The sequence below is a fragment of the Neisseria mucosa genome (assembly GCA_003028315.1).
GTDB lineage: Bacteria > Pseudomonadota > Gammaproteobacteria > Burkholderiales > Neisseriaceae > Neisseria > Neisseria mucosa.
On the sequence record CP028150.1, the window covers coordinates 2,313,882 to 2,336,222 of the forward strand.

18 protein-coding genes, 1 other RNA gene and 1 pseudogene are annotated in these 22,341 nt (G+C 53.9%); 7 read left to right on the plus strand and 13 right to left on the minus strand.

All coding sequences use genetic code 11. The features are described 5' to 3' along the window. Nucleotides 1–45 precede the first annotated feature (45 nt). Entirely contained in the window at nucleotides 46–2,103 is a 2,058-nt protein-coding gene (locus tag NM96_11700) for a methionine--tRNA ligase (GenBank protein ID AVR79898.1), read from the minus strand. Nucleotides 2,104–2,340: 237 nt separating this feature from the next. On the opposite strand from NM96_11700, the gene pgk reads away from it, so the two are divergent. Continuing rightward, a complete protein-coding gene (pgk, locus tag NM96_11705) occupies nucleotides 2,341–3,519 on the plus strand; it encodes a phosphoglycerate kinase (GenBank protein AVR79899.1) in 1,179 nt (392 codons plus the stop codon). Between the two features lie 76 nt (nucleotides 3,520–3,595). Here pgk and NM96_11710 read toward each other — a convergent pair whose 3' ends face one another. From NM96_11710 to NM96_11725, 4 genes are all read right to left on the minus strand, one after another. Further along, nucleotides 3,596–4,012 (minus strand): nuclear transport factor 2 family protein, encoded by a 417-nt coding sequence (locus NM96_11710; GenBank protein ID AVR79900.1) that lies wholly within the window; start codon nucleotides 4,010–4,012, stop codon nucleotides 3,596–3,598. Between the two features lie 27 nt (nucleotides 4,013–4,039). Then, nucleotides 4,040–4,936 (minus strand): geranyl transferase, encoded by an 897-nt coding sequence (locus tag NM96_11715; GenBank protein ID AVR79901.1) that lies wholly within the window; start codon nucleotides 4,934–4,936, stop codon nucleotides 4,040–4,042. Then, entirely contained in the window at nucleotides 4,920–5,147 is a 228-nt protein-coding gene (locus tag NM96_11720) for an exodeoxyribonuclease VII small subunit (protein AVR79902.1), read from the minus strand. Before NM96_11720 ends, NM96_11715 begins: the two co-directional genes overlap by 17 nt. A 133-nt stretch (nucleotides 5,148–5,280) precedes the next feature. Then, a complete protein-coding gene (locus NM96_11725; GenBank protein ID AVR79903.1) occupies nucleotides 5,281–7,236 on the minus strand; it encodes a hypothetical protein in 1,956 nt (651 codons plus the stop codon). A gap of 215 nt (nucleotides 7,237–7,451) precedes the next feature. Here NM96_11725 and rnpB point away from each other — a divergent pair. Next, an RNA gene (rnpB, locus tag NM96_11730) (RNase P RNA component class A) lies at nucleotides 7,452–7,813 on the plus strand. Between the two features lie 203 nt (nucleotides 7,814–8,016). Then, a complete protein-coding gene (locus NM96_11735; protein AVR79904.1) occupies nucleotides 8,017–9,474 on the plus strand; it encodes an MFS transporter in 1,458 nt (485 codons plus the stop codon). An 89-nt stretch (nucleotides 9,475–9,563) separates the two neighbouring features. On the opposite strand, the gene NM96_11740 is transcribed toward NM96_11735, so the two are convergent. Beyond that, complete coding sequence (locus NM96_11740; GenBank protein AVR79905.1) at nucleotides 9,564–10,928, minus strand: tRNA uridine-5-carboxymethylaminomethyl(34) synthesis GTPase MnmE; 1,365 nt, start codon at nucleotides 10,926–10,928, stop codon at nucleotides 9,564–9,566. A 483-nt stretch (nucleotides 10,929–11,411) separates the two neighbouring features. Between NM96_11740 and NM96_11745 the strand changes: the two genes are divergently transcribed. Continuing rightward, nucleotides 11,412–13,436, plus strand: a complete 2,025-nt coding sequence (locus NM96_11745; protein ID AVR79906.1) for an oligopeptide transporter, OPT family — start codon at nucleotides 11,412–11,414, stop codon at nucleotides 13,434–13,436. Nucleotides 13,437–13,568: 132 nt separating this feature from the next. Here NM96_11745 and NM96_11750 read toward each other — a convergent pair whose 3' ends face one another. From NM96_11750 to NM96_11770, 5 genes are all read right to left on the minus strand, one after another. Then, nucleotides 13,569–13,697 carry a superoxide dismutase gene (locus NM96_11750; protein AVR79907.1) on the minus strand — a complete coding sequence of 43 codons (129 nt, stop codon included), beginning with the start codon at nucleotides 13,695–13,697 and terminating at the stop codon, nucleotides 13,569–13,571. Nucleotides 13,698–13,941: 244 nt separating this feature from the next. Next, nucleotides 13,942–14,064: a superoxide dismutase gene (locus tag NM96_11755; GenBank protein AVR80340.1), complete on the minus strand. Its 123-nt coding sequence runs from the start codon at nucleotides 14,062–14,064 to the stop codon at nucleotides 13,942–13,944. A gap of 163 nt (nucleotides 14,065–14,227) precedes the next feature. After that, on the minus strand, nucleotides 14,228–14,659 hold the full coding sequence (locus NM96_11760; protein AVR79908.1) for a L,D-transpeptidase: 432 nt from the start codon (nucleotides 14,657–14,659) through the stop codon (nucleotides 14,228–14,230). 9 nt (nucleotides 14,660–14,668) lie between these two features. Continuing rightward, nucleotides 14,669–15,199, minus strand: a complete 531-nt coding sequence (locus tag NM96_11765) for an outer membrane protein assembly factor BamE (protein ID AVR79909.1) — start codon at nucleotides 15,197–15,199, stop codon at nucleotides 14,669–14,671. Between the two features lie 336 nt (nucleotides 15,200–15,535). Further along, nucleotides 15,536–16,168 (minus strand): hypothetical protein, encoded by a 633-nt coding sequence (locus NM96_11770; GenBank protein AVR79910.1) that lies wholly within the window; start codon nucleotides 16,166–16,168, stop codon nucleotides 15,536–15,538. 141 nt (nucleotides 16,169–16,309) lie between these two features. Here NM96_11770 and NM96_11775 point away from each other — a divergent pair, with 141 nt between their 5' ends. After that, nucleotides 16,310–17,128, plus strand: a complete 819-nt coding sequence (locus tag NM96_11775) for a DNA ligase (GenBank protein ID AVR79911.1) — start codon at nucleotides 16,310–16,312, stop codon at nucleotides 17,126–17,128. Between the two features lie 619 nt (nucleotides 17,129–17,747). Next, a complete protein-coding gene (locus tag NM96_11780; protein ID AVR80341.1) occupies nucleotides 17,748–18,848 on the plus strand; it encodes a UDP-N-acetylglucosamine-peptide N-acetylglucosaminyltransferase in 1,101 nt (366 codons plus the stop codon). Between the two features lie 83 nt (nucleotides 18,849–18,931). Here NM96_11780 and NM96_11785 read toward each other — a convergent pair. After that, a pseudogene (locus tag NM96_11785) lies at nucleotides 18,932–19,009 on the minus strand (pilus assembly protein PilS). 62 nt (nucleotides 19,010–19,071) lie between these two features. Between NM96_11785 and NM96_11790 the strand changes: the two are divergent. Next, complete coding sequence (locus NM96_11790) at nucleotides 19,072–21,087, plus strand: S9 family peptidase (GenBank protein AVR79912.1); 2,016 nt, start codon at nucleotides 19,072–19,074, stop codon at nucleotides 21,085–21,087. 113 nt (nucleotides 21,088–21,200) lie between these two features. Here the strand turns inward: NM96_11790 and NM96_11795 are convergent, their stop codons facing one another. Continuing rightward, complete coding sequence (locus tag NM96_11795) at nucleotides 21,201–22,157, minus strand: AraC family transcriptional regulator (GenBank protein ID AVR79913.1); 957 nt, start codon at nucleotides 22,155–22,157, stop codon at nucleotides 21,201–21,203. Nucleotides 22,158–22,341 lie beyond the last annotated feature (184 nt).

Here is a 22,341-nt window from a genome sequence, read left to right on the forward strand (position 1 = left end):
TGTAGAAAGGTCGTCTGAAACTGTTTTCAGACGACCTTTTAACGTTTAGCCCACTTTATCCCCGGGCTGCGCGCCTGCATCGACATCCAAGAGCTTCAGTTTGCCCTCGGCGGTGGCGGCGGAGAGAATCATGCCTTCGGATACGCCGAATTTTGCCATTTTGCGCGGGGCGAAGTTGGCGACGGCGATGACCATGCGGCCGTTCAATTCGGCGGGGTTGGGATAAGATGCGGCGATGCCGGAGAAGATGATGCGTTTTTCAAAACCGAAATCGAGGTCGAATTTTAAGAGTTTGGTGCTTCCTTCGACGGCTTCGCAGTTCAATACTTTGGCGACGCGCATGTCGATTTTCATGAAGTCGTCGAAGCTTGCCTGCTCGGCGACTTTTTCGTATTTGCTGTCTTCGGCGGCAGGCGCGGGGGTCGTCTGAATGCTTTGTTTGTTGGCTTCGATTAAATCGTCCACTTGTTTTTGCTCCACTCGTTGCATTAAATGTTCGTATTTGTTGATGGCGTGTTCGCCTAGGGTTTCGCGCGTGTTCGCCCAGGTAATCGCGTCCAGATTGAGGAAACGCGCGGCGTTGGCGGCAGTTTGCGGCAACACGGGGGCGAGGTAGGCGGTCAGCATGGTGAAGGCGTTGATGAGTTCGCTGCATACTTCGTGCAGGCGTTCGTCTTGACCTTCCTGTTTGGCGAGTTCCCACGGTTTGTTGGCATCGACGTATTCGTTCACGGCATCTGCCAATGCCATGATGTCGCGCAGGGCGCGGGCGTATTCGCGGTTTTCGTATTGCTCGGCTATGTTGTCGCTTTCGGCGGCGAGTTTTGCCAGCAATGCGCTGCCTGAAACGTCTTTCAGACGACCTTCAAAGCGTTTGGCGATGAAACCTGACGCGCGGGCGGCGATGTTGACGTATTTGCCGACGAGGTCGCTGTTGACGCGCGAGATAAAGTCTTGCAGGTTCAAATCGATGTCTTCGATTTTGCTGTTGAGTTTGGCGGCGATGTAGTAGCGCATCCACTCGGGGTTCAGGCCTTGTTCCAGATAGGATTTGGCGGTGATAAACGTGCCGCGCGATTTGGACATTTTTTGTCCGTCCACGGTCAAAAAGCCGTGTGCGTACACGCCGGTCGGGGCGCGGTGGCCGGAGAAATGCAGCATGGCGGGCCAGAACAGGGCGTGGAAATAGAGGATGTCTTTGCCGATGAAATGGTACATCTCGGTTTGGCTGTCGGCTTTGAAGTATTCGTCAAAATCGACGCCGATGCGGTCGCACAGGTTTTTAAACGACGCCATGTAGCCGACGGGCGCGTCCAGCCAGACGTAGAAGTATTTGCCCGGCGCGTCGGGGATTTCGAAACCGAAATACGGCGCGTCGCGGGAAATGTCCCAGTCGGACAGGGTGGTTTCTTCGCCTTCGCCCAGCCATTCTTTCATTTTGTTGAGGGCTTCGGGTTGTAGATGGGGCTTGCCGTCGTGCGGGTTGTTGCCGGAAGTCCATGCTTTGAGGAAGTCGGCGCATTCGCCCAGTTTGAAGAAGAAGTGTTCGGATTCGCGCAATTCGGGTTTGGCACCGGAAACGGCGGAATACGGGTTAATCAGTTCGGTCGGGGAATAGGTCGTGCCGCAGACTTCGCAGTTGTCGCCGTATTGGTCTTGGGCGTGGCATTTGGGGCATTCGCCTTTGACGAAGCGGTCGGGCAGGAACATTTGTTTTTCGGGGTCGAAAAGCTGCTCGATGACGCGGCTCTCAATCTTGCCGTTGGCTTTCAGCGCGCGGTAAATGTCTTGGGAAAACTGTTTGTTTTCAGGGGAATGGGTGCTGTAATAATTGTCGTAGCCGATGAAAAAGCCGGTGAAGTCGGCGAGGTGCTCTTCACGCACTTTGGCAATCATGTCTTCGGGCGCAATGCCTTGTTTTTGCGCGGCAAGCATCACGGGCGTACCGTGGGTATCGTCGGCGCAGCAGTAGTGGCATTCGTGGCCGCGCAGTTTTTGAAAGCGCACCCAAACGTCGGTTTGGATGTGTTCGACCATGTGGCCGAGGTGAATGCTGCCGTTGGCATAGGGCAGCGCGGAGGTAACGAGGATTTTGCGTGTCATGGTTTATGCTTGGGAAAACAATGGATAAAGATGGGGAATTATACCGTAAATCGTGCGGGCGAGACGGGGGAAAGGTCGTCTGAAAAAGGGGATTTAAGGTTTCAGACGACTTTTTATATCGACGCTGCCGCTGACGCAAATCAAGCGCAGGCAAATCCCGCCTTTACCGATGCGTCCCGTTCGCGGATAATTGAGAACATTCCCATTTCCGTTTCCAACTTTGACAAAGGATACATCATGGCATTTCTGAAACTGACCGAACAAAACGTGCAGGGCAAAACCGTCCTCATCCGCGCCGATATGAACGTGCCGTTCAAAGACGGCAAAATCAGCGACGACACCCGTATCCGCGCCTCGCTCGCGTCCATCAAATACTGCCTGGACAACGGCGCGTCCGTTATCGTGATGACCCACTTGGGCCGTCCGACCGAAGGCGAGTTCCACCCCGAAGACGATGTCGCCCCCGTTGCCGCGCACTTGGGCAGCCTGTTGGGCAAAGACGTGAAAGTATTAAACGACTGGCGTGAAAACAAACCCGCCCTGAACGCGGGCGATGTCGTCATGCTGCAAAACGTGCGCATCAACAAAGGCGAGAAGAAAAACGATTTGGAACTGGGCAAAGCCTATGCCGCCTTGTGCGACGTGTTCGTCAACGACGCGTTCGGCACCGCCCACCGCGCCCAAGCCTCGACCGAAGCCGTCGCCCAAGCCGCGCCCGTTGCCTGCGCCGGCGTATTGATGGCGGGCGAACTCGACGCTTTAGGCAAAGCCCTGAAACAGCCTGCACGCCCGATGGTGGCGATTGTCGCCGGCAGCAAAGTGTCCACCAAACTGACCATCCTCGAATCGCTGGCGGACAAAGTCGACCAACTCATCGTCGGCGGCGGTATCGCCAACACCTTCCTGTTGGCGGAAGGCAAAGCCATCGGCAAATCTTTGGCGGAACATGATTTGGTGGAAGAATCCAAAAAAATTATGGCGAAAATGGCGGCCAAAGGCGGCTCCGTACCGCTGCCGACCGATGTCGTCGTTGCCAAAGCCTTTGCCGCCGATGCTGAAGCAGTCGTGAAAGACATTGCCGACGTTGCCGAAGACGATATGATTTTGGACATCGGCCCGAAATCCGCCGCCGCACTTGCCGAACTGCTTAAAGCCGCAGGCACTGTGGTGTGGAACGGTCCGGTCGGCGTGTTCGAGTTTGATCAGTTCGCGGGCGGCACGAAAGCCCTTGCCGAAGCCATCGCCCAAAGCAAAGCGTTCTCGATTGCGGGCGGCGGCGACACGCTGGCGGCGATTGCCAAATTTGGCGTTACCGACCAAATCGGCTACATCTCCACCGGCGGCGGCGCGTTCCTCGAATTCTTGGAAGGCAAAGAGTTGCCTGCCGTAGCCGCTTTGGAAAAACGCGGCGCGTAAGCGGTTTGACGTAAAAAAGAGGTCGTCTGAAAACCTATTTTTGGGGGTTCAGACGACCTCTTCTTCTTTTCGCGGATTATTCCGCTGCACGGTTCAGTGCCGAACGAATCAGCATCTGCGTGCCGAACCAGCCCCAGTAAATGCGGTGATGGACAATTTTTCCACCGGCAATCTGCATGAGTTCCAAAATATCTACTTGATCGCCGTCGGGCGTTTCGCGCGGGTATTCCCAAACCAGCGTGTCCCCCGTCGTGAAATGCGTGCCGTTACGATACCAGCGTACCAATTCATTCGGTCGGCGGCGCGTTCCTTCTTCTAAAAAAGCCAGGATGTCGGCTTTGCCGCGCAAAATGCCGCTTTGCCGCTGCATGATAAGGGGAACGAGCGGGCTTTCGAAAACGGCGTTGTCGTCATACAGGCTGATCAGTCGGGCGGTGTCGCGGTTTTTGGCAAACTCGTGCCAGTCGTTGTAAATGCGTTCGAAATCGTTCATAAAGGTCGTTTTTCGGTCTGCCGGACTCTAATTTTTCCGCGCAGTAACAAATTCCGCCAAGAGCCGCAAATGCAGGGCTTTTGCGCCGAAGGGTTCGAGCAGGGCGGCGGCTTCGGCGGTCAGGGTTTCGGCGTAGGCGCGGGCGGCTTGCAGACCCATCAGTTTGACATAGGTCGGTTTGTCGTTGTCGCTGTCTTTGCCGGCGGTTTTGCCCAAGGTGGCGGTATCGGCTTCGCAGTCCAACACGTCGTCGATGACTTGGAACGCCAAGCCGAGTTTGGCGGCGTAGTTGTCCAAGGTGCGGACGTCGTCTGAATCCAAATCGGGGCAGGCAAGCGCGCCCAATACGACGGCGGCGCGGATGAGGGCGCCGGTTTTGAGGCTGTGCATCTGTTCCAACTGCGCCTGATTCATGGCTTTGCCGACGTTGGCAAGGTCGATGGCTTGTCCGCCCGCCATGCCGAGGCTGCCGGATGCTTTGGCGAGCGTAGACAACATGGCGATTTGGCGTTCGGAGGGCAGTCCGGTCGGACGGCTCAATACGTCGAAGGCTTGGGTTTGCAGCGCGTCGCCGACCAAGAGGGCGGTGGCTTCGTCGTATTTCACATGGCAGGTCGGTTTGCCGCGCCGCAGGCTGTCGTTGTCCATTGCGGGCATATCGTCATGAACCAAGGAATAGACGTGCACCATTTCAATCGCCGCCATGGCTTGTTCGACGGCGTTTTGGTCGGCATCGTCCAATTCGGACGCGGCGAGCACCAAGAGCGGGCGCAGCCGTTTGCCGCCGCCGAGGGTAACGTAACGCATGGCTTCGTGCAGCGTGTGCGGCACTTGGTTTTCAGACGGCAGGAAACGCTCCAGCAGCAATTCTGTCTGCGCTTGGGCTTTTTGCTGCCATGCTTTCAATTCATTCGCCGGGTTCAAGGTTCAGCTCCTTCAGTTCGCCCGCGTCCAATACTTGCAGTTTTTGTTCGACTTCCGCCAGCTTGGTTTGGCAGTATCTGACCAGCTCGTTGCCTTCCTGATAGGCTGCCAGAGCATCTTCCAGCGGCATTTCGCTGCTTTGCATGGACTGGGTCAGGGTTTCGAGGCGGGCGAGGGCTTCTTCAAAGGATTTGGGGGCTTTTTTCATGATGATGCGGGCAAAAAATCAAAGCGGTATTGTAGCATTTTATGGGCTGCTTCTTGGTCAGGAACGGAAAAAGGTCGTCTGAAAACCTGATTTCCAAGTTTTCAGACGACCTTTTGAGCTGATGATACGGTAAAAATCAGTCTTTCAGCATGGCGGCGCCGAACGTACCGCTCTTGCCTTCGCTCGGATGGTCGAAGCGGCCGGCCATTTCTTCCGCCTGCGGACCCAGGAAAATGCCCGACATACTGTTTTTAGTTGTCCCGTCCACATAAACAAAACGGTTACCGGCGATATTGGCCTGGAGCATTACGGGGTTAAAACGTCCTTCTGCCGAATAAACACCGCCGGTCAGCGATTTTTCACCAAAATCAACATTGAACAAGGATGAGCCGACAGTGTTGATGTTGGATGCGTCATTGTAGAACGCATTGCCTTGGTAGATAGCCGAACCGGTTTGCGGCATGGCTTCGACAGGCGTCATCAGGCCTTGGTAGAACACCAGGGATGAATTGAGCTCGCCGTTGTCCTTTTTGCTTCCGTAAAAACCGTAATGGCCGTATTGCAGATGCGTACCGATGGCGCGGATAATTTTGTTATCCGATAAGGACAGCATACCGTTTGCCGCGTCAAATGTTTGTGGCAGCAGGTTGATTTTTTGTCCGTTGACTTCGAGGACATCAGGATTACCCACTCTGTTAATCACTTTGTTATCGGCACCGTCAACCGACAACATGGTGTAAAAACCGCCGATTGATTGCATAGCCGGAGCAACCTCCGCTTTTGGGGTAACTTCTTCAGCGGCTTTGCGTTCTTCTTCAGCTTTAGCTTTAGCGGCTTCTTCAGCGGCCTTGCGTTCTTCTTCAGCTTTAACTTTTGCAGCTTCTTCAGTAGCTTTACGTTCAGCTTCGGCTTTAGCTTTGGCAGCCTCTTCAGCGGCCTTGCGTTCTTCTTCAGCTTTAACTTTTGCAGCTTCCTCAGCAGCTTTACGTTCGGCTTCTGCTTTAGCTTTGGCAGCTTCTTCGGCAGCTTTGCGCTCGGCTTCAGCTTTGGCTTTTGCAGCTTCTTCCGCAGCTTTTCGTTCCGCTTCAGCCTTGGCTTTAGCTTTGGCAGCTTCTTCGGCAGCTTTGCGTTCTTCTTCAGCTTTAGCTTTAGCGGCTTCTTCAGCGGCCTTGCGTTCTTCTTCAGCTTTAACTTTTGCAGCTTCTTCAGCAGCTTTACGTTCAGCTTCGGCTTTAGCTTTGGCAGCCTCTTCAGCGGCCTTGCGTTCTTCTTCAGCTTTAACTTTTGCAGCTTCCTCAGCAGCTTTACGTTCGGCTTCAGCTTTGGCTTTAGCAGCTTCTTCCGCAGCTTTGCGCTCGGCTTCTGCTTTAGCTTTAGCAGCTTCTTCCGCAGCTTTACGTTCCGCTTCAGCTTTGGCTTTAGCAGCTTCTTCAGCGGCTTTACGTTCAGCCTCTGCCTTGGCTTTAGCAGCCTCTTCGGCAGCTTTACGTTCAGCTTCAGCTTTAGCTTTGGCAGCTTCTTCGGCAGCTTTGCGCTCGGCTTCAGCTTTGGCTTTTGCAGCTTCCTCAGCCGCTTTGCGTTCAGCTTCAGCTTTGGCTTTTGCAGCTTTTTCAGCCTCTTCTGCCGCTTTACGTTCGGCTTCAGCTTTGGCAGCCTCTTCAGCGGCCTTGCGTTCTTCTTCAGCTTTAACTTTTGCAGCTTCCTCAGCAGCTTTACGTTCGGCTTCGGCTTTAGCTTTGGCGGCTTCTTCCGCAGCTTTTCGTTCCGCTTCGGCTTTGTCGTTGCTATCCGCTTTTACGTCTTGATTCTGGTTTTCAGACGACGTTTGTGTTGAATTTACGGAATCTTCGACTTCTTTATGGATATTTTCTTCAGATGCTTCTAAAGCATTATTTGCATCAGCTTGATTACCGGCAGGAGGGGTTGCCGTTCTTTCCGTTTGTCCGGATGGATTCGGAATATTGCCCGGCTGGACAATCGGGTAAGTCGGGGTTGGAGCGACAGACGGTGTACCGCCTCCGCCACCTCCTCCACAGGCTGTTAATATTGAAACGGCAATACAAGATAAGATATGAGGGTAAGGCGTTTTCATCGTAATGTTCTCAATTTAAAGTAGTTATGTGAAAATCATTCTATGCGTGTTTCATTTTTATGTCATCTGATTTTTGCGACGAAAGGTATCATTTTTAGTTAAACGGTTTATTTTATTTGCATTTTTTTAGTGTAAAATATGCAAAAAGCGTGATAAATGGTCGTTTTTTATACTCAAACGGTATGTTTTTATTGTGTTATAATCCGCACTTCATACAGGTCGGACAGACAGTCGCCGCGTATCGCGTAAGGCATACGGGGAGGAAAGTCCGGGCTCCGCAGAGCAGGATGCCGGCTAACGGCCGGGCGCGGAAACGCGACGGAAAGTGGAACAGAAAGCAATACCGCCGACGGCCACCTTCGGGCGGCACGGGTAAGGGTGAAAAGGTGCGGTAAGAGCGCACCGTGCACTTGGTAACAAGGCGCAGCAGGCTAAACCCCATCCGGAGCAAGACCAAACAGAACGCATTGACGCTGCTCGCCGAGCGTTCGGGTAGGTTGCTGGAGTGCATCAGTAATGGTGTGCCTAGAGGAATGACTGTCCGAGACAGAACCCGGCTTACCGTCCGGCCTGTATGTCCCGATTATTGAAAAAGGTCGTCTGAAAAATAGAAATCTGTTTTTCAGACGACCTTTTGCTTTATCCGGGCAATCTATCAGTTTGACAGTTTTTTAATATTACGTTAAAAAAGGTTATGCCATATATGGCTGAAAAATGGACGGTGCAAAATGTGCCGCAACTGAAAATAAAAGGCGGTTTCAACGCCTTTGGAGAACTTTTATGTCTGACAACTACTCCGCCCGCAAGGGAAAAACCTTCTTCGGGCATCCCATCCAGCTTTCTACTCTGTTCCACATCGAATTGTGGGAACGTTTCTCGTTTTACGGTATGCAGGGTATCTTATTGATTTATCTGTATTACACTGCCGACAAAGGCGGTTTGGGCATAGACAAGTCGCTCGCCGGCGGCATCGTCGGCGCGTACGGCGGCAGTGTTTATTTGTCCACCATACTCGGCGCATGGCTTGCCGACCGGATTTGGGGCGCGGAAAAAACGCTGTTTATTTCCGGCATCGTGGTCATGCTCGGACACATCGTTTTGGCAATCGCACCGGGTCTCTACGGTCTGCTGTGCGGCTTGGTACTTATCGCATTGGGCAGCGGCGGCGTGAAATCGTCGGCAAGCTCGATGGTCGGCTCGCTTTATGAGGCGGACGATATGAAGCCCCTGCGCGATGCGGGTTTTTCGATTTTCTATATCTCCATCAACATCGGCGGCTTCTTAGGCCCGCTCCTGACCGGCTTGCTGCAAACCGAGATGGGTTTCCACTATGGTTTCGGCGCGGCGGCAGTCGGTATGGCTTTGGGGCTGTGGCGTTACTCCGTCGGGCGCAAACTGCTGCCGCACACGCCTGCGCCCAATCCTTTGCGTCCTGAAAAAGTGAAAACCGCTGCGGCAATAGGTGTGTTGATTGTCTTAATTGTCGGCAGCCTGATTGCGTCAGACACGCTCAATTTGGACAACTTCTCCAAATTCCTGCTCGGCACGGTCATCCTCACCGTCATCGCCTATTTCGCGCGACTGCTCGGCAGCAGCCATGTGTCGTCTGAAAACAAACGCTACATCACCGCCTATATTCCGCTGTTTCTGACCATCTGCCTGTTTTGGGCTGTCTGGTTCCAAGTTTATACTGTGGCAACGGTGTACTTTGACGAAACGGTTGACCGAACCATAGGCGGCTGGACTGTCCCCGTTGCCTGGAAAGATTCCATCCAAAGCATGTGGGTCGTTCTCTTTTCCGGCGTGATGGCGGCGATTTGGACGAAAATGGGCAAACACCAGCCGAAAACCCCATTGAAATTTACATTGGCGATGATTGTCGTCGGCGTATCCTATCTTGGGTTTGTACCGTATATCTCATCCGGCACGCCCATGCCGATCATCGTTTTCGCGCTGATCCTGCTTGCCATCACCATAGGCGAACTCATGATCTCTCCGATTTCGCTTTCCGTTTCCACCAAAATCGCCCCACCCATGTTCAAAACCCAAATGGTCGCGCTCAATTTCTTAGGGCTCTCATTGGGCTTCACTTTGGGCGGCGTGCTGTTTAAAGAAGGATTCAACGATAAAGCACCGCTGGATTTCTACTGGATGCTTTGCGGCATAGGCGTGATAACCGGTGTGGTATTGTTATTGCTTGTTCCCGTTTTGAATAAAATGCTCAAAGGCGCGGATTAAAAACCGCTCTGAGCAAGACATACAAAAGGTCGTCTGAAACCTGAATCTTGGTTTTCAGACGACCTTTCGCGTATGGATAAGGTTTAATCTTATTTGCCGATGCAGAAGCGCGAGAAAATCACGCCTAGCAAATCGTCGGCGGTAAATTCGCCGGTGATTTCGCTGCACGCGTTTTGGGCGAGGCGCAGGTGTTCGGCGAAAAGCTCGATTTGGTTGTTGTCGCAGAGGGCGGCGTTTTCCAGCTCGGCTTCGGCTTCGTGCAGGGCGTTGAGATGGCGGCTGCGGGCGAGGAACAGGCTTTCGCTTTCGCCCTGCCAGCCGATTTCCTGCAACAGTGCGTGTTTGAGCAAATCGAGACCCGCGCCGGTTTTGGCGGACAGGCTGATGACGGTGTCCGCGCCGGTTTGCGCGAGGCCGTCTGAACGGACGGCGACGGGTTCGCCGGTCAGGTCGGCTTTGTTGTGGATTTCGATTTTTTTCAAACCTTCGGGCAGGCTGTTCAAAATGGCTTGGGTTTTGGCGTTCACGCCTTCGCGCGGGTCAATCAGAATCAGGGCGACATCGGCTTCGGAGACGGCTTTGCGGCTGCGCTCGATGCCGATTTGTTCGACCACGTCGTCGGTTTCGCGCAGGCCGGCGGTGTCGATGATGTGGACGGGCACGCCGTCGAGGGTGATTTGTTCGCGCACGGTGTCGCGGGTGGTGCCGGCGATGTCGGTTACGATGGCGATGTCGTCGCCCGCCAAGGCGTTGAGCAGGCTGGATTTGCCGACGTTGGGCGCGCCGACGAGGACGACGTTCATGCCTTCGCGCAAAATCGCGCCTTGTTCCGCGCTGGCAAGGACGGTTTTCAGACGACCTTGCAGGGCTTGGAGCTTGCCGCGCGCGTCGGCGGCTTCGAGAAAATCGATGTCTTCTTCGGGGAAGTCCAGCGTGGCTTCGACCAGCATCCGCAGGGTGATAAGGTCGTCCACCAGCTCGTGTATGTGTCGGGAAAACGCGCCTTTTAACGAACGCAACGCCATGCGTGCGGCGGACTTGCTGGAGGCGTCGATGAGGTCGGCGACGCTTTCGGCTTGGGCAAGGTCGAGTTTGTTGTTGAGGAAGGCGCGTTTGGTAAATTCGCCCGGCTCTGCCATACGCGCGCCCAGTTCGAGGCAGCGCGAAAGCAGCATGTCCATCACGACGGGGCCGCCGTGTCCCTGCAATTCAATCACGTCTTCGCCGGTAAAGCTGGCGGGGGCGGCGAAGTAGAGCAGGATGCCGTTGTCTATCGGCTGCCCGTCGCCGCCGAGAAAGTCGGTGTAAAGCGCGGTGCGCGGTTTGGGCGTTTTGCCGCCGCTGAGTGTTTGTGCCAAAGGCAGCAGGTTTTTGCCGGAAAGGCGGATAACGCCGACGCCGCCGCGTCCGGGGGCGGTGGCGATGGCGGCGATGGTGGGTTGGGATGCGGACATGGCTGGCTCGTATCGGGAATTTGATGAGCAGTATTATATAGTGATTTCACAATGATAAAGGTCGTCTGAAAACAAGAGGCAGGCGAGGTTTATTTGCTACCGTACCGAATCGATAAAAAGAAAGAAATTGTCGAACTTCTGGAAAGAAGTGTGGAACAGACGCCGGGCAAGGCTCGAAATCACTTGCACGCGCTCTCGGACACCCTGTCGGGTAGGCTGCGGTATCGAGATTTTCACCGCTTTTCCAACGTCTGCATGGGATAATATCATGCTTACATTAAGAATAAATAATATTTCAGAAGGACAAAAGGTCGTCTGAAAAAGGGAGATTTAAGGTTTCAGACGACCTTTTGCCTTTCCGCTTTCTTTGCATATTCTTTGTCTAACTTGACATTTCCTTGCTGTCGCAACACCATAAAGGCAGATTCGGCAGCCGGTTCGAGCCTGCCGTCGTGTTTTTTATCAACCGAAAGGCTATCTACGATGACACAATCCACTCACGATCCTTACGCGGATTACCGCGAGCTGACGCTTCGGGGCATGATACTCGGTGCGCTGATTACCGTTATCTTTACCGCGTCGAACGTTTACCTCGGTTTGAAAGTCGGTCTGACCTTTGCTTCGTCGATTCCGGCGGCGGTGATTTCGATGGCGGTTTTGAAGTTTTGCAAAGGCAGCAATATTTTGGAAAACAATATGGTGCAGACGCAGGCTTCGGCGGCGGGTACGCTTTCGACCATCATCTTCGTCCTGCCCGGTTTGCTGATGGCGGGCTACTGGAGCGGTTTTCCGTTTTGGCAGACGACGCTTTTATGTATTGCCGGCGGGATTTTGGGGGTGATTTTCACCATTCCGCTGCGTTACGCGATGGTGGTGAAAAGCGAGTTGCCTTATCCCGAAGGCGTGGCGGCAGCGGAGATTTTGAAAGTCGGCAGCCACGAGGAAGAGGAAGGCCGTCAGGGCGGCAGCGGCATTAAAGAGCTGGCGGCAGGCGGCGCGTTGGCGGGCTTTATGAGCTTTTGTTCCAACGGTTTGCGCGTGATTGCCGACAGCGCGAGTTATTGGTTTAAAAGCGGCACGGCGATTTTCCAACTGCCGATGGGCTTTTCGCTGGCATTGTTGGGCGCGGGCTACTTGGTCGGACTGACGGGCGGTATCGCCATCCTGCTGGGCATTTCGATTGCTTGGGGCATTGCCGTGCCGTATTTTTCATCGCACATTCCGCAGCCTGCCGATATGGAAATGGCAGCGTTTGCGATGAAGCTGTGGAAGGAAAAAGTACGCTTTATCGGCGCGGGTACCATCGGTATCGCGGCGGTTTGGACGCTTTTGATGCTGCTCAAGCCGATGCTCGAAGGCCTGAGAATGTCGTTCAAGAGTTTCGGCGGCGGTACGCCCGCTGCGGAACGCGCCGAACAGGATTTGTCACCTAAAGCCATGATTTTTTGGGTATTGTCCATGATGCTGATTTTGGGCGTATCGTTTTATCACTTTATCGGCGATTCGCACATTACGGGTGGCATGGCTTGGCTTTTGGTGGTCGTTTGCACGCTTTTGGCTTCCGTCATCGGCTTTTTGGTCGCCGCTGCCTGCGGTTATATGGCAGGTTTGGTCGGCTCGTCTTCCAGCCCGATTTCCGGCGTGGGCATCGTTTCCATCGTTATCATTTCGCTGGTGTTGTTGGTCGTGGGCGAATCCGGCGGCTTGATGGCGGATGAAGCCAACCGCAAATTCCTGCTGGCGCTGACCTTGTTCTGCGGCTCAGCAGTGATTTGTGTGGCTTCGATTTCCAACGACAACCTGCAAGACTTGAAAACCGGCTACCTGCTCAAAGCAACGCCGTGGAGGCAACAGATTGCGTTGATTATCGGCTGTATCGTAGGCGCATTCGTCATCTCGCCCGTGTTGGAACTGCTCTACGAAGCTTATGGCTTTACCGGCGCAATGCCGCGCGAAGGCATGGACGCGGCGCAGGCTTTGGCGGCTCCCCAAGCGACTTTGATGACGACCATCGCCTCGGGCATTTTCGCCCACAACCTCGAATGGGCGTACATCTTCACCGGAATCGCGATCGGCGCGGTGTTGATCGTCGTCGATTTGGTGTTGAAAAAATCGTCCGGCGGCAAACGCGCACTGCCCGTCCTCGCCGTCGGCATGGGCATCTACCTGCCCCCGTCCGTCAATATGCCCATCGTGATCGGCGCAGTGTTGGCGGCGGTGTTGAAACACATCATCGGCAAGAAAGCGGAAAACCGTGAAGGTCGTCTGAAAAACGCCGAGCGTATCGGAACCTTGTTCTCCGCCGGTTTGATTGTCGGCGAAAGCCTGGTCGGCGTAGTGATGGCATTCATCATCGCCTTCTCCGTGACCAACGGCGGCTCCGACGCCCCGCTCGCGCTGGGTCTAGAAAACTGGGAAACCACCGCATCCTGGCTGGGACTGGCATTCTTCATCACAGGCATGGTGTTCTTCGCCCAACGCGTGTTGAAAGCAGGACGCGTCAAGTAAGTTGGGTTTGAAAATAAAGAGGTCGTCTGAAAACTTGGGATTCAGGTTTTCAGACGACCTTGTTTTTATCTGCGGTCTTCAATCTCTCTCGTCTGGCTGGGGAGGGGGGCTACAGGCTGAACGAATTTGATTTTACCCAAAGCCATAGAACCACCCCCATCCTAACCTTCCCCCGCCGGACGGGGGAAGGAACAGATTGCCGTTGAAGCAAACCGTAGCGTGGGCTTTGCCCGCGATATGAATGCCAAAATGAAAGCACATTCGGCTATTGTCTGATTTTGATTACTTAAATGATGGATTTCGTGGGCAAAGCCCACGCTACTTGAGTTATCCAAAATCTGTATTGATTGAATACACGGGTCACGGGTATGAACGGGTTTGTTTCTTTAAAACCCGAATCTTAAAGTTTCAGACGACCTCGTTTTTATCCGAAAACCGCCCCCTCTCCCGTCTGGCGGGAGAGGGCTGGGGAGAGGGTGGCTCTACGGGGCAAACGAATTTGATTTTACCCAGAGCCATAGAACCACCCCCATCCTAACCTTCCCCCGCCCGACTGGGGAAGGGACAGGTTGCCGTTGAAGCAATCCGTAGCGTGGGCTTTGCCTGCGAAATGAATACACGGAAACAGATAACTGATTCAGATTATTAAACAGCAGATTTCGTGGGCAAAGCCCTCGCTACGGGTTCGGTTGCTCCAAGTATGTATCGAGTCAATAAAAAGGTCGTCTGAAACCTTGAATTTCAAGTTTCAGACGACCTTTTTCATGCCTGCTATATTATGGTGAAACCCGTCAAATCACTTCCAAAACAAAATATTGGCGCAATTTGTCGTACACTTTGTCGGTTACGTTGATGCAGCCGTTGGTGATGATGCGGTCGGAGACGACGTTGGAAGCGATGCGCTGCATACGGCGCTCGGAGGGTTTGAGCGTCCAGACGCGGTGCAGGGCGAAGAGGAAGTCTTTTTCCTGCTTGAAGCCGATGATTTCGCCGCCGTAGCCGGGTTTGGAAGTCTTCATCAACTGCATATCAAATGTGCCTTTCGGCGTGGTTTTGCCGATGAGCACGGGGTAACACTGGGCATCGTCGGTGAAACACAGCTCGGCTTTGGCGGTGTTGACGATGACTTTTTTGCGTTGCATGTATTCTTTGGCGGCATCGGCTGCGGCAAAGCTGTTCAGCCCTGCCAGCAGCGATACGCCGAGGATGATTCTTTTAAACATGTTTTCCTGTTATTTGCGGATGCGGTGGTGGGTTTCGGGCGCAACCTCGCGGATGATGATTTGAGGTTCAGGCGCGGGTTGTGGGGCAACTTCTTGTACGGGCGGGCAGACGGCGTCTTCCGGGAAGACGGCTTTCCAATGGAAGCTGCGGGCGTATTTATGTTTGTCAAACAAGACTTTGTATTGGCAGGTGGTAATGCCTTCTACGCCGGAGCCGATGTCGGGATTGGCGGGAACGCCGGGAGTGCGGAAGTGGAAGAGGTAGTTCCATTCACGCACGCCGAACATACCTTCATCGTAGTGCGGACGGCCGAGGATTTTGTAAATGTCGTCTTTGCTCAGACCCGGTTTCATCTGTTCGAGTTCATCGGCGGTAGGGAATGTGCCTTGGTTTTTGTTGAAGGTTACGGAGTAGGGTTTCGGAAAGACGGGGTTGTCCGTCGTTCCGTCGGCTTTAACGTGGCTTTTGCCGGCGCAGGCGGACAATACGGCTGCGGCAGCGAGGTAAAGGGCGGTTTTGGCGATGCGGGACGTTTTCATGGTTAATCCTTTTTCATGTTGGCGGCTTCGGTTATGCCTCTGCCGCATGGAAAAATACGATTTACCCGCACGCTGCCCTTTGTGCAGATGCCGTTTATTGTCACTTTGTAACAATTTCATACGAATATAATTGGAAATGATGGTACATCGGCTTCAGGCAAGCGTGTGTCCGGGTCGGGTAAAATCGCGTTACTGGTTGTTTATTTTGATGTTTAATCAAATTTAAGGCGAAATGTTAATTTCTTGTTCAGATTCCATGCAAGTTTTATGCCAATTTTTTAAAAAGGTCGTCTGAAACGCTTATCCGTGTTTCAGACGACCTTTCGCTTTCAGGATTTAAAAAAACGGATTGTGCCGTTTTTCATGCCCGATGTCGGTCATTCTGCCGTGTCCCGCGATGACGCGGGTGTCTTCGGGCAGGACGAACAGTTTGGTGCGGATATTATGGATGAGGTCGGCGTGGTTGCCGCGCGGAAAGTCGGTTCTGCCTATGGTTTCGTAAAACAATACGTCGCCGGCGATGAGCAGCCCTGCTTCGGCGCAGTAGAAAACGACGTGACCGGGCGTGTGACCGGGGATGTGCAGGACTTGGAAGGCGTGGCTGCCGACCTTGAGCGTTTCGCCTTCGGTCAGCCAGCGGGTCGGCTCGAATGCGGGGGAAACGGGAAAGCCGTATTGGGCGGTCGTTTCGGGCAGGGCTTGGAGCAGGAAATCGTCGTCTGCATGAGGGCCGATGACGGGGACGGGGCAGTGTTCCCGCAATTCCACCACGCCGCCGGCATGGTCGAGGTGTCCGTGGGTCAGCCAAATGGCGGTCAGGGTGAGGTTTTTCGCGTCCAGCTCTTGCAGGAGGTAGGGAACATCGCCGCCGACATCGGTCAGGACGGCTTCGCGGGTTTCGTCATCCCACAAAAGGGTACAGTTTTGGCGGAAAGGGGTAACGGCAATGATTTCGGCTTGAAGTGCCATGAGGCGGGATTCCTTGGGTAGTGGTTGGACGGGTATTGAACTTCGTTGAAACGATGAAGCGATGTTTTCAGACGACCTTCGGTCTGTTTATGCGGTATCATTATTATATTTGAAATAATCACTCACATTACTGGAACGTTTATGAGAACTTCAATGCAGGGCATGATACCGATTTTTGCCGCTTTTTTCATCCAAACGGCGCTCGGCGCGGATTTGATGCTGGCGCAGGAATACAAAGACCAAGACATTACAGGCTGGGCGATGAGCGAGAAGCTCGACGGCGTGCGCGCATATTGGGACGGGCGGCAACTGATCAGCAGGCAGGGCTACGCGTTCACGCCGCCCAAAGGTTTTACCGCGCAGTTCCCGCCCTATCCGCTCGACGGCGAGCTGTATAGCGGGCGCGGACAGTTTGAACAGATTTCCGCCGCCGTGCGCTCGTCTTCCGGCGACTGGCGCGGCATCCGCCTGCACGTTTTCGACGTACCCAAAGCGCAGGGCAATCTCTACCAACGCCTCGCAGTCGCAACGCAATGGCTGAAAACGCATCCGAACGCGCCGATCACCATCATCCCGCAAATCAAAGTGCGCGACCGGCAGCACGCGATGGATTTTTTGAAACAAATCGAAGCGCAGGGCGGCGAAGGCGTGATGCTGCGCCAGCCGGAATCGCGTTACAGCGGCGGCAGGAGCAGCCAATTATTGAAGCTGAAAAGCCAATACGACGACGAATGCACGGTAACGCGGCATTATGAAGGCAAAGGGCGCAACGCCGGACGGCTGGGCGCAGTCGGCTGCAAAAACCGACACGGCGAATTCCGTATCGGAAGCGGCTTCAAAGACAAAGACCGCGACAACCCGCCCAAAATCGGCGCGGTCATCACATACCGCTACCGCGGCTTCACACAAAAAGGCACGCCGAAATTTGCCACGTTTGTGCGGGTCAGGACGGACAGGTGAAAGCGGATGGATGAAAGGTCGTCTGAAAACCGTATTTTTAAGTTTTCAGACGACCTTTTTATAAAGATGGATGGATACTGAATCGGTTTTCTGCTTTGGGGGCGGGAAGGGGTGGCTTTGGCATATGGTGTACAATTTTCGTTTGATTGGTTTCATAAAGAGATAAATGATGGGTTTTGATATTTTAATTGTTGATGGTTTGATTGAAGAAAGTCTCCTATTTTTCGATGAGAAACAATACGATGAAGCGATTGAAAAACTGCTTGATGCTTTGGAGGCGATTACGGATAAAAGCACCCTGATTAGAGAGCAAATCTTGATTCAATCTAAACTTGGCAGTTGTTATCTTGAACTGCTTAGGAGAAATAACAGCACATCCGAAGTAGGAAAATTTGCTAAGTGTGAGGCTAACAAATATTTTTCTGATGCTTATGCACAATTATCACAATTAAGTGGTGAAACAGAAAAAAAAGGATGGGAGAAAATAATCTATCAGGGTTTAAGAGACCTTGATTACCTCAATGAAGACTGGAGTTCCTATTTCGAGAAGAAAAAACAAGAAATACAGGAATCGCTTTTCAAAAGCGAAACTTCACAACCGCAAGATGCCGTTGCAACCGTGTTGGCGGTTCTCCATATTACGCCGATAGAGTTGGGTTTTACCCCGATGGCGCATTACACTTCACCCCATGTATGCCATATATTGTTCGGGATTGGTGGCAACGAAATCGACAGTAAGATGCGGCTCGGCAGCTCTACTTATATGAACGACCCGTCCGAGGGCAAGAGTTTGCTGGACTTGCTAAACCAGCAAGATTTAGGGTTGGAAAACAAGGCGGATAGCTCGTCCTACAATGCTTTTTTTGCCTGCTTCTCCAGCCGCGTCAACGATTTGAACCAGTTTCGCCTGTATGGTAAAGAAAACGGCGTAGAGGCTTCGGGCTGCTGCCTGGTGTTCAATAGAAATGGGGATTGGTTGAGAGAAGTAGATATTTCTGTTCCATTCCGTAGTCTTGCCAACAAATCAGGCAGGTCACAGACAAAAGTAGAAGCATTTATCCAAAGATTCAACGAGCGGATGATGGAAGCCGAAATGTCAGATTCTGCATACATAAAGCTACCGCTTTATCAAGTCGCTTATATCGCTTACAAAGATGAATATATTGCGGACAAGAAATGCGGGATATGGCTTTCTGCGTCAAATAAGCCATTCGACCTTCATCAAAATTTAGTACAAAAAAATTCGGGTTCGTCCATTCGATTCAAGTTAAACGCAAATATCAATCGATTCGGTATCCGCCTGAAACCCGTCGGAAATGAAGAATGGCATCAGTTCCGCTTGGAAAAATTAAAAGAAGCGTTGGAAGAGCTTATCGGGTGTTTCAAGGATAAATCCGCCGTCAGCGACGAAGATAAAAAAGCCTTGGAATACATCCGCTATCTGTTTAAAGACTTCGCTTTCCGCGATGAAGAAGAGTTCCGCCTGTTGGTCATCAAGCCGATCGATTCGAAGAAAATCAAATTTTGCGATAAGACCCAATCCGTCTATATCCCTTATGCCGATATACGGAATCAGGCGGACGAAGTGATTTTGGGCACGAATTACGAAAAAACCGGCAATCAACGCAAGGCGGAAGTGTTCCGCTATCAGATGAAAGAAAAATGCCCCGACGTCAAAGTCTCCCGCTCGACGCTGCCGATTAATCCGCCGAATAAGTAGATTGGTTTGCTTAATTTTCGATATGGGTGCTTATTGTCAATCGTCATTCCCGCCGTAGCCTGTCCTCGCGTAGACGGGGGCGGGAATGACGGCTGATGGCTAAGCGGCGTATCGGGAGCGATGGCGAAACCCGCCGCTCGGTTTTCAGACGACCTTTTCATCTGCCTGCAAGGCTTTCCCGCTATAATTCCCGCTTTCGCTATTTTCAGACGACCTCTTTTCTATGAAATCCTATCCCGATTCCTATCTCCATTTCGAAAACCTCGACGCCCCCGAAACGCAAAATTTCGCCGCTGAAGCGCATGCCGAAACGCGTGTGCGTTTTTTGGACAACGATAAAGCGCGTGCGCTGTCGGACGGGATTTTGGCGCAGATGCAGGACACGCGGCAGATTCCGTTTTGTCAGGAACACCGCGCGCGGATGTACCATTTCCATCAGGACGCGGAATATCCGAAGGGCGTGTACCGCGTGTGTACGGCGGCGACCTACCGTTCGGGCTATCCTGAGTGGAAAATCTTGTTTTCGGTGGCGGATTTCGACGAGCTGCTCGGCGACGATGTGTATTTGGGTGGGGTGTCGCACTTGGTGGAGCAGCCCAACCGCGCGCTGTTGACCTTGAGCAAATCGGGCGGCGATACGGCTTATACGTTGGAAGTGGATTTGGAGGCGGGCGGGCTGGTTGAGGGCGGCTTTCATTTTCCGGCGGGGAAAAACCATGTGTCGTGGCGCGATGAAAACAGCGTGTGGGTGTGTCCGGCTTGGGACGAACGGCAGTTGACCGAATCGGGCTATCCGCGCGAGGTGTGGCTGGTGGAGCGCGGCAAGAGTTTCGAGGAAAGCCTGCCGGTGTATCAAATCGGCGAAGACGGGATGATGGTGAACGCGTGGCGTTATCTCGATCCGCAGGGTTCGCCGATTGATTTGATTGAAGCGTCGGACGGTTTTTATACCAAGACGTATTTGCAGGTGTCGTCTGAAGGCGAGGCGAAACCGTTGAACCTGCCCGCCGATTGCGACGTGGTCGGCTATCTGGCGGGGCATCTTTTGCTGACGTTGCGCAAGGACTGGAACCGCGCGAACCAAAGCTATCCGAGCGGCGCATTGGTGGCGGTGAAGCTGAATCGGGGCGAACTCGGGGCGGCGCAGCTTTTGTTTGCGCCCGATGAAACGCAGGCATTGGAAAGCGTGGAAACGACCAAGCGTTTTGTGGTGGCGAGCCTGCTGGAAAACGTACAGGGTCGTCTGAAAGCATGGCGCTTTACCGATGGCAAATGGCAGGAAGCCGAGTTGCCGCGCCTGCCTTCGGGTGCGTTGGAAATGACCGACCAGCCTTGGGGCGGCGACGTGGTTTACCTTGCCGCCAGCGATTTCACCACGCCGCTGACGCTGTTTGCGCTGGATTTGAACGTGATGGAACTGACCGTCATGCGCCGCCAGCCGCAGCAGTTTGTTTCAGACGACCTCGAAGTGCGGCAGTTTTGGGCGGTTTCGTCCGACGGCGAGCGCATCCCTTATTTCCACGTCGGCAAAAACGCCGCGCCCGATACGCCGACACTGGTCTATGCCTACGGCGGCTTCGGCGTGCCCGAGTTGCCGCACTATTTGGGCAGCATCGGCAAATACTGGCTGGAAGAGGGCCACGCCTTCGTATTGGCGAACATACGCGGCGGCGGCGAGTTCGGCCCGCGCTGGCATCAGGCGGCGCAGGGAATCAGCAAACACAAAAGCGTCGATGATTTGCTTGCCGTTGTGCGAGATTTGTCCGAACGCGGCATGAGTTCGCCCCAACACATCGGTTTGCAGGGCGGCAGCAACGGCGGCTTGATTACCGCCGCCGCCTTCGTGCGCGAACCGCAAAGCATAGGCGCGCTGGTGTGCGAAGTGCCGCTGACCGACATGATCCGCTATCCGCTGCTCTCCGCCGGCGCAAGCTGGACGGACGAATACGGCAACCCGCAGAAATACGAAGTCTGCAAACGCTGGCTGGGTGAATTGTCGCCGTATCACAATCTTTCAGACGGTGTGCCGTACCCGCCCGCACTCATCACCACCAGTCTATCCGACGACCGCGTCCATCCCGCCCACGCGCTCAAGTTCTACGCCAAATTGCGCGAAACCTCTGCGCAATCATGGCTCTACGCTCCGGACGGCGGCGGACATACCGGCAACGGCACGCAACGTGAATCCGCCGACGAACTTGCCTGCGTGTTGCTGTTTTTGAAAGAATTTTTGGGGTAAGGGCAGGGGGCGACACTGCCGCCGCGAATGAAAAAAGGTCGTCTGAAACTGCTTTTTCAGACGACCTTTTTTAATGGTTGTTTCAAATCAAAACATCTATGCCGCCGGCCCCATCAGCACTTCTTCGCATCCGAAGGCAAAAATCCGTAATGCCGCCTGAATGCTTCGTTGAACCGTCCCGCGTGTCGGTAGCCGCAAAAGTGCATGGCGGCTTGGACGGTGCTGCCGGATTCGATGAGGGCGAGCGCGTGTTCCAGCCGCAGGCGGCGCAGGCGTCCGGCGACGGTTTCGCCGGTTTGCGCTTTGAAATAGCGTTTCAGGTAGCATTCGTTCAGTCCGACTCGGCGGGCGATTTCGGCGATGGTCAGCGGGCGGGCGAATTCGTGTTGCAGGATGTCGGCGGCTTCGTCTATGCGCCGGCGGCGGTAGCCGTTGTCGTGGCGGCGGAAGGTGAAGCGCAATAATCGGGCGGAGAGTTCCAGCGCGGCGGCTTCGTCGGCGAGCAGGCCGAAGCCGTCCGATTCGAACGGGCGTTGCAGCAGGGGGCAGGCCGCCGCCGTCAGTGCCGCCGCGTTTTGCGCCAGCCGTTGCAGGGCGAATCGGCCTATCGTTTGCGGCGAAAACAGGCGTTCGTCCAGCAAGCCTTCGTCGTGCCAGCGGCGCAGTTTTTCCAGCGAAAAATCCAAATGCAGCGCGCGCATGCCGCCGTTGTCGGGCAGCAGGGTTTCGGACACGTCCGCCAGTTCGCCGCGTACCAGCCAGATTTCGCCGGCAGACGGGCGGTATTCCCTGCCGCCCATTTGTAACCGGTTCTGCCCCGACACCATGACGAACAAGGCGCAGTTGTGGCTGAAATTGTGGATTTCGGTGGGAAACGCGCCCGTTCCGCCGCCGCGCATCCGCGACAGGGTGATGCCTGAGTCGAAGCGGTTGATGCACATTTCCAGATGCAAACCGGGCTGTTTTGCCTGCGCCATGAGCGCGCTGTCGGAACAGCCGTCCAGCGCCCAGCCGGATTTATCGGAGCGGACATAGGTTTGGTACTGGCGGTAGATGGCGGCGGTGTTCATGCTTGGATAGGAACGGGTTGTCTAACAAATGAATTAAATAGGAATTATTGCCAATAATCAAGCGTAGGGATTGGTTGAAACGGGAAAGGTCGTCTGAAAGCGTGTTTCAGACGACCTTTCCCGTTTCGGGAATTTGTTTTGCCGTTTCGGGAATTTTGCGTTCGGCAGCATGGTTTCTGCGAAT